Here is a 12,837-nt window from a genome sequence, read left to right as displayed (position 1 = left end):
TATCTATGTATTGCACCTGCTCGGCAAAAGTGTGATCGGCAACTGCTTCAAGCCTTCACTTCTTCCACCGGCACATGCATGCGGTCGCGCTCGGCCAGGGTCGGGAACAGTTTGATCCACGCCCCGGTCACCACCAATGTGCCAATACCGCCCATGACCACCGCTGGCACGGTGCCGAACCAGTGGGCGGTCAAGCCGGATTCAAACTCGCCCAACTGGTTCGAAGCGCCGATGAACAGACCGTTCACGGCACTGACCCGGCCGCGCATTTCATCCGGTGTTTCCAGTTGCACGAAGGAGGCGCGGATCACCATGCTGATCATGTCCGCCGCGCCCAACACCACCAACACCGCCAGGGAAAACCAGAACGAGGTCGACAGGCCGAACGCAATGGTCGCGACACCGAATACACCGACTGCGGTGAACATGACCCGTCCGACTTTGCGTTCCACGGCAAATCTCGCCAGGTACAGCGACATCAGCAGCGCACCGACTGCCGGCGCTGAACGCAGCAGGCCCAGGCCCCAAGGGCCGGTCAGTAGAATGTCCTTGGCGAACACCGGCAGCAACGCCGTCGCACCACCGAGCAATACCGCGAACAGATCCAGAGAAATCGCCCCGAGAATGTCCGGACGACTGCGAATGAAGCGGATGCCCGCCAGCAGCGAATCCAGGGTTGCCTTGCCTTTGTTCAGCGGTGTCTGCCGTGCAGGCAGGTTGAGCATCAGCATGCAGGCGATGATGTAGAGGATCACCGTCGGGCCATAGACCCAGACGCTGCCGAAGGCGTAAAGCAACCCACCGAGGGCCGGGGCAACGATAGTCGCCGATTGCTGTGCGGATTGGGCGGCGGCGACGGCGCGGGGAAACAGCGCGCTGGGCACGATGCTCGGCAACAAGGCCTGAGTGGTCGGCATCTCGAAGGAGCGGGCGGCACCGAGCAGGAACGCGAGGATGAAGATCATCTCCCGGGTGACATTGTCGGTCGCGCTGCCGATGGCCAGCGACAGGGCGATCAATGCTTGCAGGGACTGACAGATAGCCGCGACCTTGCGCCGGTCATAGCGGTCCGCGACATGCCCGGTGTGCAGCATGAACAGGACCCGCGGGGCGAATTCCACCAGACCGACCAAACCCAGGTCGAGCACATTGCCGGTCAGTTGGTAGAGGTTCCAGCCAATGGCCACCGTGAGCATCTGGAAACCGCTGGCGGTAAACACCCGAGCCAGCCAAAACGCGATAAATGGGCGGTGATGACGTAACAGCAAGGGCGCTTGGCTGGGCATCTGAGGGCCGGTCTTGAGCGAGGGGAGGGGCGAGATTATCACCAAGCTGTAACCAAAAGTTGCAGGGTTGGGAAATTTCGTTAGCTAGACACCGATTTCGAAAACGCGGAAATCCCCCTGTGGGAGCGGGCTTGCTCGCGAAGACGTCGGCACATCCAACAAAAAGGTGCCAGACCGATCGCTTTCGCGAGCAAGCCCGCTCCCACAGGGAATGTGTTTCTGCCTATGACCGTAGCGATGAGGCAACCTGTCACGCGGCAAAAGACCACACCGTCCATCGTCAAAAATGGGACTACTCTTTTAACGTTGCTTGATCCAGATCAAGACCGCTCGTGGAATTGATTCGGCGGCCAGATGGCCAGACTCCCTACGTTGTGATGTTTGTAAAAAAAGAACGAATTCAAATTCGCCACACTCCATATCCGTGGGGGCAGTGGGTGTAGGCCACAAGCCTTCAGCCGGTATTACCTGACAGAGGAAGACTTATGTTCGGTTTGGAGGCACTTGATCTCGCCCGGATGCAGTTCGCGTTCACCATTTCGTTTCACATTCTATTTCCCGCCATCACCATTGGCCTGGCGAGTTACCTGGCGGTGCTCGAAGGCCTTTGGCTGAAAACCCATAACGACACGTACCGCGATCTGTACCACTTCTGGTCGAAGATCTTTGCCGTCAACTTCGGTATGGGCGTGGTTTCCGGGCTGGTCATGGCCTATCAGTTCGGCACCAACTGGAGCCGCTTCTCGGACTTCGCCGGCTCGGTGACCGGGCCGCTGCTGACGTACGAAGTACTCACCGCTTTCTTCCTCGAAGCCGGTTTCCTCGGTGTCATGCTGTTCGGCTGGAACAAGGTCGGGCGCAATCTGCACTTCTTCGCTACGGTCATGGTCGCCATCGGCACGTTGATCTCGACCTTCTGGATTCTCGCTTCCAACAGCTGGATGCAGACACCGCAAGGCTATGAAATCGTCAACGGCCAGGTCATTCCGGTGGACTGGCTGGCGGTAATCTTCAACCCGTCGTTCCCGTACCGCCTGATGCACATGGCGACGGCGGCGTTCGTTGCGACTGCCTTCTTCGTCGGTTCCTCGGCGGCCTGGCATTTGCTGCGTGGCAAGGACAACCCGGCGATCCGCACCATGCTCTCGATGGCCATGTGGATGGCCTTGATCGTGGCGCCGATTCAAGCAGTCATCGGTGACTTCCACGGTCTCAATACGCTCAAGCATCAGCCGGCGAAAATCGCCGCGATCGAAGGTCACTGGGAAAACCACGGCGATGAGCCGACCCCGCTGATCCTGTTCGGCTGGCCGGACATGAAAGAAGAACGGACCAAATTCGCGGTGGAGATCCCGTATCTGGGCAGCCTGATCCTCACGCACTCGCTGGACAAACAGGTCCCGGCGCTCAAGGAATTCCCGCCTGAAGACCGGCCGAATTCGACCATCGTGTTCTGGTCGTTCCGGATCATGGTGGGTCTGGGCATGCTAATGATCTTCACCGGTTTGTGGAGTTTGTGGCTGCGTAAACGCGACAAGCTCTATACCTCGCGGCCGTTCCTGTACCTGGCGTTGTGGATGGGGCCGTCCGGCCTGATCGCGATCCTCGCCGGTTGGTTCACCACTGAAATCGGCCGTCAGCCGTGGGTGGTCTATGGCCTGATGCGCACGGCGGATGCGTCCTCCAATCACAGCTTCATGCAGATGAGCATCACGTTGATCATGTTCGTCGTGGTCTATTTCGCGCTGTTCGGTGCCGGTCTGGGCTACATGATGCGCCTGGTGCGCAAAGGGCCGAAGATCGACGAAGGCAAGGAAACCAATGAGGGTGGTCCTGGCCAGAAACGTACGCCGGCCCGTCCGCTGTCCGCCGCCGATGACAACGGTGACGGCGACCGCAGCCCCAGCCTGACCAAGGAGATTTGACTCATGGGTATTGATCTTCCGCTGATCTGGGCCGTGATCATCATCTTCGGCATCATGATGTACGTAGTCATGGACGGTTTTGATTTGGGGATCGGGATTCTCTTCCCGTTCATTCCGGGCAAGACCGATCGTGACGTGATGATGAACACCGTCGCGCCGGTCTGGGACGGTAACGAAACCTGGCTGGTGCTGGGCGGCGCAGCGTTGTTCGGTGCCTTTCCGCTGGCCTATTCGGTGGTGCTTTCGGCGTTGTACCTGCCGTTGATTTTTATGCTGATCGGGCTGATCTTCCGCGGCGTGGCGTTCGAGTTCCGCTTCAAGGCCCGGGACGACAAGCGCCATCTCTGGGACAAGGCGTTCATCGGGGGCTCGGTCGCCGCCACCTTTTTCCAGGGCGTGGCGTTGGGTGCGTTCATTGATGGGTTGCCGGTGGTCAATCGCCAATTTGCCGGTGGCTCACTGGACTGGTTGACGCCGTTCACCCTGTTCTGCGGCCTGGCGCTGGTGGTGGCTTATGCGCTGCTCGGATGCACCTGGCTGATCATGAAGACCGAAGGCAAGTTGCAGGAGCAGATGCATGACCTGGCTCGACCGCTGGCTTTCGTGGTGTTGGCAGTGATCGGTATCGTCAGCATCTGGACCCCGCTGGCCCACGCCGAGATTGCCGCTCGCTGGTTCACCCTGCCGAACCTGTTCTGGTTCCTGCCGGTGCCGATTCTGGTGCTGGTGACCATGTACGGTCTGATCCGTGCGGTGGCTCGCAATGCGCACTACACGCCATTCCTGCTGACCTTGGTGCTGATCTTCCTCGGCTACAGCGGTCTGGGCATCAGCCTGTGGCCGAACATCGTGCCGCCGTCGATCTCGATCTGGGACGCCGCCGCACCGCCGCAAAGCCAGGGCTTCATGCTGGTGGGCACGCTGTTCATCATCCCGTTCATCCTGGGTTACACCTTCTGGAGCTATTACGTGTTCCGCGGCAAGGTCACCCACGAAGATGGTTACCACTAGAGCACGCGACAGTGGCACAGGGCTGAGACCTGTGTCATTTCGTCAGAGGAGATTGCGATGAAGGCGGGTAAACATTCCTTGCAGGAAATCGAAGCAGCAGAGAAAAAGCCGCTCTGGCAGCGACTCGGCTGGCTGGCGATGATCTGGACCGGCAGCGTTGTGGCGCTGTTCATCGTGGCCAGCCTGATGCGCATGTTCATGAATGCCGCGGGCCTGACGACCCACTGATTTTTTGCACCAGATCCCATCCCGTTGCCTTGCGGCACGGATTTACAACCCTCCTTTGCTGGAGGGTTTTTTTTGCCTTGGATTATTTGCGGGCTTTAAGGATCACGAACTTGGGTGTGGCCGCCACTTGCTCGACACCGCGGAACAACCGCGCGAGCTTGCTGTGATAACCCAGATGACGGTTGCCGACGATGTACAACGCGCCACCCACCACCAGAGCCTCTCGGGCCTGCTGGAACATGCGCCAGGCCAGGAAGTCGCCGACGACTTGTTGTTGGTGAAACGGTGGGTTGCACAACACCACGTCCAGAGACTGAGGTTCCTGACCCGCCAAACCATCGTCGGCACGTACAACCACTTCCCGGTCACCGAGCGCCGCGCGCCAGTTTTCGGCTGCCGATTGCACGGCCATGAACGATTCGTCCACGAGCGTGTAGTGGGCCTCGGGGTTTTGCAGGGCGCTGGCGATGGCCAAAACCCCGTTGCCACATCCCAGGTCGGCAACCCGCGCTGAACCGAGGTTCTTTGGCAGGTGCGGTAAAAAAGCTCGCGTGCCGATGTCCAGGCCTTCGCGGCAGAACACATTGGCGTGATTCAGCAGTTCGATCTCAGGGGCGTCGAGTCGATAACGGGTCGGGTAGGGGGACACGACAGGCGCTTTGACTTCAGCAGTCGCGATCAATAGCCGAGCCTTCTTCACCGCCAACGAGGCCTGCACCGGGCCGATGTAGCGTTCCAGCAGATCGCCCGCGGCGCGGGGCAAATGCTTGATCATCGCCGCAGCAATCACCTGAGCCCCCGGCGCCAGTTGACCCTGCAAACGAATCAATTGCTCTTCCAGCAAGGCAAGGGTTTTCGGTACCCGGATCAGTACCCGGTCAAAGGGGCCTGAAAAGGCTTCACTGGCAGGTACGCTTGGCACCGCATCAAATGCCTGGCCGTTACGGATCAGATTTTTTTCCAGTCCCTGAAAGGCCAGGAACGAGTCACCGCTGCTGGTCACTTGAACCTTGCCCGCCAGGCTGGCGGCCAATGCGCCAAAGCTGTCGTTGAGTACCAAAACCCGAGTGTCGGCCGAGGGCTGTTGGTCAGCCAGATGGGTGAGCAGGTATTCGTCTGCGGCATCAAATGCCTGCAGCGGTTCGTTCTGCTGTTCGGGCTGGCGGATCAGGTCGAGTCGGGCGAAGGGTGTTTCGAGCAAGGGCATGAGGCGGGGCTCTGGGTAATCAACGGGGTCATCAATAGGTGTCCCGCGGCCCAAGGGCGTTGTAGCGGGCGTGACCGTCCGAGTGCACTGCGTCGTGAAGGTTCACACGTCAACACTCAAGAAGGACCGCAAATGGTACGTTTTTTTCTTTTGGATTACTTGCAGGTTTTTTGGGTCAACGCATCGCGCTGCTATTTAGAAAACCGTCCTTGGTGGCGGCGATGACTGCCGAAATCTTGTTATTGACCCCCAGTTTCAGAATCGCGCTTTGCACATGAAAATTGACCGTGCGTGCGCTGAGATTGAGGATTCTGGCACTCTCATATGCAGTCTTGCCATCAGCCGCCAGTTTTAATACATCGATCTCGCGGGGGGACAAATGCGGCACGGGTGGCTTGGTCGATTTCCTGGGCAGTGTCTGTGCGATCAACGCATGCAGGTGGCGCCCGATGAATACTGAAAAACCGAGATTTTCATACAGCTCAAACGCAGTGATCGGGCAATGGCTTCTGGCCAGGCTCAGAATGCTGCAAACACCACTGTCCTCGTCATGGACCGATTGGGACCAGCCATGCTGCAATCCTTGTTTCTCAAGCGAGTCCCACAACCATGGGGTCTTGGAAAAAAGTTCTTCGCTCCAAAGGACAGGCAGCCTGGAATGAGTGCAGTGAGCCACTACCGGGTCTATTGCGCTGAAATTTTTTTGTTCATATTCAATGTTCCAGTCCGTAGGGTAATTGTTGAGCTGGACTGTATTGAAGTGGTCAGTTTTTATTGGGTATGTTGTTGAAAAGGCGAAAAATTTAAAGCCTATATTTTTCGCGAAACCCAGTGAAATCCGGTAGGCGATATCAATCTCCGTTGTTCGCGATAATTGGTTGAGCTGTGATTCCTTCCACCTCTCCATTGTGTATCTCCAGGTGTGATGTTACTTGGGAGTGCCTTTTTTGGATCCAATGATCTGGCACGAGCCGAGTGTAGGATGTTTCCTATGTTCGTGTGAGATTTTTTGGCTTGGTTTGCGATTTTTAAACAAGTATCTGGTTCTAACGTTAGGGCGTGCTGGTATAGATAACGAAATGTCTGGCTTACTTTAATCAGCCTTGGATTTGTGCGTTAACTGGGTGGTTAATGTTAAGTCGTATCATGAAGTTAATGTGAATGAATCCCTGGCTAAAGCCACTACAAATCATCGGTGTTTAAGCCCTCCGCTTTGCGGGACACTGTGGCTATCTGTTGAATGGAGCACCCCATGACCGCCAGTGCAGAAAAGTTCACTCGTCAGACCTTGCTCGACGTCCAGTCGCTGACCCCCAGTCTGTTTACCCTGCGGACCACCCGGGATCCGGGTTTTCGTTTTCGTGCAGGGCAATTCGCCCGGCTGGGCGTTACCAAGGCTGACGGCAGCACCGTATGGCGCGCCTATTCCATGGTGTCGTCGCCCTATGACGAGTTCCTCGAATTCTTTTCCATTGTGGTGCCGGGGGGGGAGTTCACCAGTGAGCTGAGTCGGCTCGGAGTCGGCGATACGCTGCTGGTAGAGCGGCAGGCCTTTGGTTACCTGACGCTGGATCGCTTTGTCGACGGCCGTGATCTCTGGCTGTTATCCACAGGCACCGGCCTGGCGCCGTTTCTGTCGATCCTGCAGGACTTCGAGGTCTGGGAGAAATTCGAACGAATCATCCTGGTCTACAGTGTGCGCGAAGCCCGGGAACTGGCTTATCAGGACCTCGTCAGCGGGTTGGCCCAGCGCGACTATTTAGCGGAGTTTGCGCACAAACTGCAGTTCATCACCACGGTCACACGCGAGCAGCATCATGGCGCTTTGAGCGGCCGGATCACTGCGCTGATCGAAAATGGCGAGCTGGAGCAGGCGGCAGGCCTGGCGCTGACGGCCGAGCACTCGAGGGTCATGCTCTGCGGCAATCCGCAGATGATCGATGACACGCGCAAATTGCTCAAACAGCGCCACATGCACTTGAGCCTCAGTCGCCGACCCGGGCAAGTGGCGGTGGAAAACTACTGGTAAAAAAACGGCGCCTCAAGGGCGCCGCTTCTTGTTTGACTAACGCGTTCAGGGCCGGTTGTTCTGAGCCTTGAGCAGATCGCGGATCTCTTCCAGCAACTCTTCTTCCTTGGTCGGAACCGGTGGCAGCGTTGGCGCAACGGCTTCTTCGCGTTTCAGGCGGTTGATGGCTTTGACGCCCATGAAGATCGCGAAGGCGACGATGATGAAGTCAATCAGGCTCTGGATGAATTTGCCGTACGCCAGCACTACCGCCGGGATATCGCCGTTGGCTGCTTTGAGTGTGATGGCCAGGTCACTGAAGTCCACCCCCCCGATCAGCAGGCCAATGGGTGGCATCACCACGTCGCCGACAAACGATGAAACGATCTTGCCGAAGGCGGCACCGATGATGATACCGACGGCCATGTCGACCACGTTACCTTTGACCGCGAAGGCCTTGAACTCACTTATCACGCCCATAGGTTATTTCCTTGTTACAGATGAGGTTGGTGAACGCAGTGTAAATCAGCATGGCGCATCCTGCTCGAAGCAACTGCTTATAGAGCGTGCCTGCTACCGCCCTTCTCGGCGGTAAAAAGTTTGAAAATACCATCACTCTTGCTTGGGGTAGCTGCTTTGGACTGGGGCCACCAGCGCGCCCGCTGAACATTTTATCCCTCTACCGAGTGGCGGGAGGTGCAGGATAGAACTATAGAAAGTAGGGGCATTCGCACTGGGTTGATGCAAGACAACGTGCGGTATATGAAGTTTTTATATAAATGGTCTGCAAGGTATAAAGGCTCGCGCCTCAAACAAATTACCTGTGCTAAATATCAGAACGCCATTATATTTCCATTGGCTTGGTTGTTCCTATTATAAGGTTGGTTTAATAGTTGGGTTGTACGTTCAGGTTTTAAATGACTAAGATTTGTACAGGTTCCGATTTTTGTTTCATTGGGTAAGACTAGTATTTTATTGGGTATGTCGGGGTGGGAAGTTGTACAAGTTTTTATGATTAGTAATGCGCTTAATATATTCCAGGGGCTGAGCAAGTTGCTACCGAAGAGCCGCTGGGTAACTTCGCTGCGCTGATCCGCACCAGCTGAGCTATCATCGCGGTTTTTGCCGGGAGTTCAGATGGCCAAGGCCAAGCGCATGTACGGCTGCACCGAGTGCGGCTCAACCTTCCCCAAGTGGGCTGGCCAGTGCGGTGAGTGCGGGGCCTGGAACACCCTGACCGAAACCATGGTGGAGAGCGGTGGCGCCGCAGCCCCCAGCGGTCGCACCGGCTGGACCGGCCAACAGGCACAGATCAAGACCCTGGCCGAAGTTAGCGTCGAAGAAATCCCGCGTTTTTCCACAGCGTCCAGCGAGCTCGATCGGGTGTTGGGTGGCGGCCTGGTGGATGGCTCGGTGGTGTTGATCGGCGGTGATCCGGGCATCGGCAAATCGACCATTCTGCTGCAAACCTTGTGCAACCTCGCCAAAGTCATGCCGGCGCTGTACGTCACCGGCGAAGAATCCCAGCAGCAAGTGGCCATGCGCGCCCGCCGTCTCGGCTTGCCTCAGGATCAACTGCGGGTGATGACCGAAACCTGCATCGAGACCATCATCGCCACCGCACGGCAGGAAAAACCCAAGGTGATGGTGATCGACTCGATTCAGACGATCTTCACCGAGCAACTGCAATCGGCACCGGGCGGCGTGTCCCAGGTCAGGGAAAGCGCGGCGTTGTTGGTGCGCTATGCCAAGCAGAGCGGCACGGCCATTTTCCTGGTCGGTCACGTGACGAAAGAAGGTGCATTGGCCGGGCCGCGAGTGCTGGAACACATGGTCGACACGGTGCTGTATTTCGAAGGCGAATCCGATGGGCGTTTGCGTTTGCTGCGAGCGGTGAAAAACCGTTTCGGCGCCGTCAACGAACTGGGCGTGTTCGGTATGACCGACAAGGGCTTGAAGGAAGTCTCCAACCCTTCGGCGATTTTTCTCACCCGTGCGCAGGAAGAAGTGCCGGGCAGTGTGGTCATGGCGACGTGGGAAGGGACGCGGCCGATGCTGGTGGAAGTCCAGGCGCTGGTGGACGACAGTCACCTGGCCAATCCACGTCGGGTAACGCTGGGGCTGGACCAGAATCGACTGGCGATGTTGTTGGCGGTGCTGCACCGTCACGGCGGCATTCCGACCCACGATCAGGATGTGTTTCTCAACGTGGTGGGCGGGGTGAAGGTGCTGGAAACGGCATCGGATCTGGCGCTGATGGCGGCGGTCATGTCCAGTTTGCGCAACCGGCCACTGCCCCATGATCTGCTGGTGTTCGGCGAGGTCGGGCTTTCCGGCGAAGTACGCCCGGTACCGAGCGGCCAGGAACGCTTGAAAGAAGCCGCCAAACACGGCTTCAAGCGCGCCATCGTGCCCAAGGGCAATGCGCCGAAAGAGGCGCCGCCGGGGTTGCAGATTATCGCCGTGACGCGTCTGGAACAGGCGTTGGACGCCCTCTTCGAATAACCTTCCAGATAGAACACAAACCCTGTGGGAGCAAGCTCGCTCCCACAGGGTTTGTATTGGTCTTCAAATACTGATCAAGGCGCCCAATTCGCGCTCCAGTTCCTGCGGATCCCCCAGGTTGAGTTCAACCAACCGCCGCAAGCGTTCGATGGATTCCAGGCTGATATGTCGGCAGACGAACCCGAGCTGACCATGATCATCGTGGGTCAGTTGCACATCCATCTTGATGGCGACGTCCTCGTTGAGATGAATATCGACCAGGAAATGCCACTCCCGATTCCCCAGCCACGGTTCGGGCTTTTCGATCAACAGTCCCTTAAGGGACAGGTCGATCAACTTCACCGGCCAGATGAATTCCCCCTGGCTCAGCTCGGTTCGGGCATCGAACGCAATACGTTTGAAGCGGCGGCGATCGGCAGGGTGCTCGCTCATGGCGCAATCCTCGTAAATGTTCGCTGACTATAGACCCGCATTGTCAAAGGCTGCCAGCAAAGTGATGGCTCAACCCATGTCGGGGGATGGCCTTTGCGGCCGTTAGCGCTAAACTCGGGATGGCTGTCTTTCTTGTCCACCCTGGCTGGAATCATAAAATGAAAAATAATAATAGCCTGCTACGCCACCTACCCTGGCTGCTGCTGGCAATCGTAGGGGCGTGCGCCCTTGGTGTAGTGGCATTGCGCCGAGGCGAGGCGATCAATGCCTTGTGGATTGTGGTCGCCGCTGTGGCCATCTATCTGGTTGCGTATCGTTACTACAGTCTGTTCATCGCTAACAACGTGATGCAACTCGACCCGCGACGGGCCACCCCCGCCGTGCTCAATAATGACGGTCTGGACTACGTGCCGACCAACAAACACATTCTCTTCGGTCACCACTTCGCGGCGATCGCTGGTGCGGGGCCGCTGGTCGGTCCGGTCCTGGCGGCGCAGATGGGCTACCTGCCCGGTACGCTGTGGCTGATCGCCGGCGTGGTGCTGGCCGGTGCCGTTCAGGACTTCATGGTCCTGTTCATGTCCACTCGCCGCAACGGCCGTTCCCTCGGCGATATGGTCCGTGAAGAAATGGGCCGCATCCCCGGGACCATCGCGCTGTTTGGCTGCTTCCTGATCATGATCATCATCCTCGCGGTGCTGGCACTGATCGTTGTGAAAGCCCTGGCCGAGAGCCCGTGGGGTATTTTCACGGTGATGGCGACCATCCCGATCGCGATGTTCATGGGCATTTACATGCGCTACATCCGTCCGGGTCGCATCGGTGAAATCTCCGTTGTCGGCGTGTTGCTGCTGCTCGGTTCTATCTGGCTGGGCGGGCAGATTGCCGCTGATCCGGTCTGGGCCAAGGCGTTCAGCTTCACTGGCGTGCAGATTACGTGGATGCTGGTCGGTTACGGTTTCGTGGCCGCCTCGTTACCGGTGTGGCTGATTCTGGCGCCGCGGGACTACCTGTCGACCTTCCTGAAAATCGGCACCATCGTGGCGTTGGCAATCGGCATCCTGATCACCATGCCCGAGCTGAAAATGCCGGCGCTGACCCAGTTCATCGATGGCACCGGCCCGGTATGGAAAGGCGGTCTGTTCCCGTTCCTGTTCATCACCATCGCCTGTGGCGCGGTCTCCGGTTTCCACGCGCTGATCTCCTCCGGCACCACACCGAAGTTGCTGGATAACGAAGTCAACGCCCGTTACATCGGTTACGGCGGCATGCTGATGGAGTCCTTCGTCGCCATCATGGCCATGGTTGCTGCTTCGGTGATCGAGCCAGGCGTGTACTTCGCCATGAACAGTCCGGCGGCAGTCGTCGGCGGTGATGTGGTGGCCGTGGCACAAACCGTCAGCAGCTGGGGCTTTGCAATCACCCCGGAAGCGCTGCAAGCGGTGGCCCATGACATTGGTGAAACCACCATCCTGGCCCGTGCCGGCGGTGCGCCGACCCTGGCGGTCGGTATTGCGCAGATCCTGCACAGCGTGTTGCCGGGTGAAAACACCATGGCATTCTGGTACCACTTCGCGATCCTGTTCGAAGCGCTGTTCATCCTGACCGCCGTCGACGCCGGTACCCGTGCCGGACGCTTCATGCTCCAGGACTTGCTCGGCTCCTTCGTGCCGGCGCTGCGGCGCACGGAATCCTGGACCGCCAACCTGATCGCCACCGCCGGTTGTGTGGCGATGTGGGGATGGTTGCTGTACCAGGGCGTGATCGACCCATTGGGCGGGATCAACACCTTGTGGCCGCTGTTCGGCATCTCCAACCAGATGCTCGCCGGTATCGCGCTGATGCTGGCGACCGTTGTGCTGATCAAAATGAAACGCCAGCGCTACGTCTGGGTGACCATGCTGCCCGCCGTGTGGCTGCTGATCTGCACCACCACCGCCGGCTTCATCAAGCTGTTCGACGCCAACCCGGCGATCGGCTTCCTGTCGCTGGCCAAGAAATACAGCGATGCGCTGGCCAACGGTCAGATCCTCGCCCCGGCCAAGGACATCACGCAGATGCAGCACGTGATCTTCAACGCCTACACCAACGCAACGCTGACCGCGCTGTTCCTGTTCGTGGTATTCAGTATCCTGTTCTATGCGCTCAAGGTCGGTATTTCCGCCTGGGGCAGCAAGGAACGTACGGATAAAGAAGCGCCATTCCAGGCTCTGCCGGATGCGTAATCGAGGATTG

At 58.1% G+C, this 12,837-nt stretch carries 11 protein-coding genes; 6 read left to right on the top strand and 5 right to left on the bottom strand.

Going from position 1 to position 12,837, the window contains the following annotated elements:
* Nucleotides 1–47 precede the first annotated feature (47 nt).
* Nucleotides 48–1,286 carry an MFS transporter gene (locus KGB23_RS15215; protein WP_223431669.1) on the bottom strand — a complete coding sequence of 413 codons (1,239 nt, stop codon included), beginning with the start codon at nt 1,284–1,286 and terminating at the stop codon, nt 48–50.
* A gap of 485 nt (nt 1,287–1,771) precedes the next feature.
* On the opposite strand from KGB23_RS15215, the gene KGB23_RS15210 reads away from it, so the two are divergent.
* Genes KGB23_RS15210 through KGB23_RS15200 form a run of 3 tightly spaced genes read left to right on the top strand, consistent with a single transcriptional unit; the run spans nt 1,772 to nt 4,450 of the window.
* Nucleotides 1,772–3,211 carry a cytochrome ubiquinol oxidase subunit I gene (locus KGB23_RS15210; RefSeq protein WP_223431668.1) on the top strand — a complete coding sequence of 480 codons (1,440 nt, stop codon included), beginning with the start codon at nt 1,772–1,774 and terminating at the stop codon, nt 3,209–3,211.
* 3 nt (nt 3,212–3,214) lie between these two features.
* A complete protein-coding gene (gene cydB, locus KGB23_RS15205) occupies nt 3,215–4,222 on the top strand; it encodes a cytochrome d ubiquinol oxidase subunit II (RefSeq protein ID WP_046048761.1) in 1,008 nt (335 codons plus the stop codon).
* 57 nt (nt 4,223–4,279) lie between these two features.
* Nucleotides 4,280–4,450: a DUF2474 domain-containing protein gene (locus KGB23_RS15200; RefSeq protein WP_082555883.1), complete on the top strand. Its 171-nt coding sequence runs from the start codon at nt 4,280–4,282 to the stop codon at nt 4,448–4,450.
* A gap of 82 nt (nt 4,451–4,532) precedes the next feature.
* Here the strand turns inward: KGB23_RS15200 and KGB23_RS15195 are convergent, their stop codons facing one another.
* Both KGB23_RS15195 and KGB23_RS15190 read right to left on the bottom strand, forming a co-directional pair.
* A complete protein-coding gene (locus KGB23_RS15195; RefSeq protein ID WP_046048762.1) occupies nt 4,533–5,657 on the bottom strand; it encodes a methyltransferase in 1,125 nt (374 codons plus the stop codon).
* A 175-nt stretch (nt 5,658–5,832) separates the two neighbouring features.
* Nucleotides 5,833–6,564, bottom strand: coding sequence for a helix-turn-helix transcriptional regulator (locus tag KGB23_RS15190; RefSeq protein ID WP_223431667.1), 732 nt, complete (start codon nt 6,562–6,564; stop codon nt 5,833–5,835).
* A gap of 345 nt (nt 6,565–6,909) precedes the next feature.
* On the opposite strand from KGB23_RS15190, the gene KGB23_RS15185 reads away from it, so the two are divergent.
* Nucleotides 6,910–7,686: a ferredoxin--NADP reductase gene (locus KGB23_RS15185; protein ID WP_223431666.1), complete on the top strand. Its 777-nt coding sequence runs from the start codon at nt 6,910–6,912 to the stop codon at nt 7,684–7,686.
* Between the two features lie 45 nt (nt 7,687–7,731).
* Here the strand turns inward: KGB23_RS15185 and mscL are convergent, their stop codons facing one another.
* Nucleotides 7,732–8,145: a large-conductance mechanosensitive channel protein MscL gene (gene mscL, locus KGB23_RS15180; protein WP_150658220.1), complete on the bottom strand. Its 414-nt coding sequence runs from the start codon at nt 8,143–8,145 to the stop codon at nt 7,732–7,734.
* Between the two features lie 657 nt (nt 8,146–8,802).
* On the opposite strand from mscL, the gene radA reads away from it, so the two are divergent.
* Nucleotides 8,803–10,170 (top strand): DNA repair protein RadA, encoded by a 1,368-nt coding sequence (radA, locus tag KGB23_RS15175; RefSeq protein WP_008149143.1) that lies wholly within the window; start codon nt 8,803–8,805, stop codon nt 10,168–10,170.
* A 63-nt stretch (nt 10,171–10,233) separates the two neighbouring features.
* On the opposite strand, the gene KGB23_RS15170 is transcribed toward radA, so the two are convergent.
* Nucleotides 10,234–10,602 (bottom strand): PilZ domain-containing protein, encoded by a 369-nt coding sequence (locus tag KGB23_RS15170; protein WP_223431665.1) that lies wholly within the window; start codon nt 10,600–10,602, stop codon nt 10,234–10,236.
* 158 nt (nt 10,603–10,760) lie between these two features.
* On the opposite strand from KGB23_RS15170, the gene KGB23_RS15165 reads away from it, so the two are divergent.
* A complete protein-coding gene (locus tag KGB23_RS15165; RefSeq protein WP_223431664.1) occupies nt 10,761–12,827 on the top strand; it encodes a carbon starvation CstA family protein in 2,067 nt (688 codons plus the stop codon).
* The last annotated feature ends 10 nt before the right edge of the window (nt 12,828–12,837 follow it).

This window comes from Pseudomonas sp. GL-B-26 (assembly GCF_019947405.1).
Taxonomy (GTDB): domain Bacteria; phylum Pseudomonadota; class Gammaproteobacteria; order Pseudomonadales; family Pseudomonadaceae; genus Aquipseudomonas.
Note: the sequence above shows the minus strand (reverse complement) of the source record. Positions and strands in the feature narration are given on the sequence as shown.

Bases quoted from the DNA above. Each gene is read 5' to 3' on its own strand.
- radA (WP_008149143.1), top strand. From the start codon at position 8,803: ATGGCCAAGGCCAAGCGCATGTACGGCTGCACCGAGTGCGGCTCAACC.
- KGB23_RS15170 (WP_223431665.1), bottom strand. From the start codon at position 10,602: ATGAGCGAGCACCCTGCCGATCGCCGCCGCTTCAAACGTATTGCGTTC.
- KGB23_RS15190 (WP_223431667.1), bottom strand. From the start codon at position 6,564: ATGGAGAGGTGGAAGGAATCACAGCTCAACCAATTATCGCGAACAACG.
- KGB23_RS15200 (WP_082555883.1), top strand. From the start codon at position 4,280: ATGAAGGCGGGTAAACATTCCTTGCAGGAAATCGAAGCAGCAGAGAAA.
- KGB23_RS15165 (WP_223431664.1), top strand. From the start codon at position 10,761: ATGAAAAATAATAATAGCCTGCTACGCCACCTACCCTGGCTGCTGCTG.
- KGB23_RS15185 (WP_223431666.1), top strand. From the start codon at position 6,910: ATGACCGCCAGTGCAGAAAAGTTCACTCGTCAGACCTTGCTCGACGTC.
- cydB (WP_046048761.1), top strand. From the start codon at position 3,215: ATGGGTATTGATCTTCCGCTGATCTGGGCCGTGATCATCATCTTCGGC.
- KGB23_RS15195 (WP_046048762.1), bottom strand. From the start codon at position 5,657: ATGCCCTTGCTCGAAACACCCTTCGCCCGACTCGACCTGATCCGCCAG.
- mscL (WP_150658220.1), bottom strand. From the start codon at position 8,145: ATGGGCGTGATAAGTGAGTTCAAGGCCTTCGCGGTCAAAGGTAACGTG.
- KGB23_RS15210 (WP_223431668.1), top strand. From the start codon at position 1,772: ATGTTCGGTTTGGAGGCACTTGATCTCGCCCGGATGCAGTTCGCGTTC.
- KGB23_RS15215 (WP_223431669.1), bottom strand. From the start codon at position 1,286: ATGCCCAGCCAAGCGCCCTTGCTGTTACGTCATCACCGCCCATTTATC.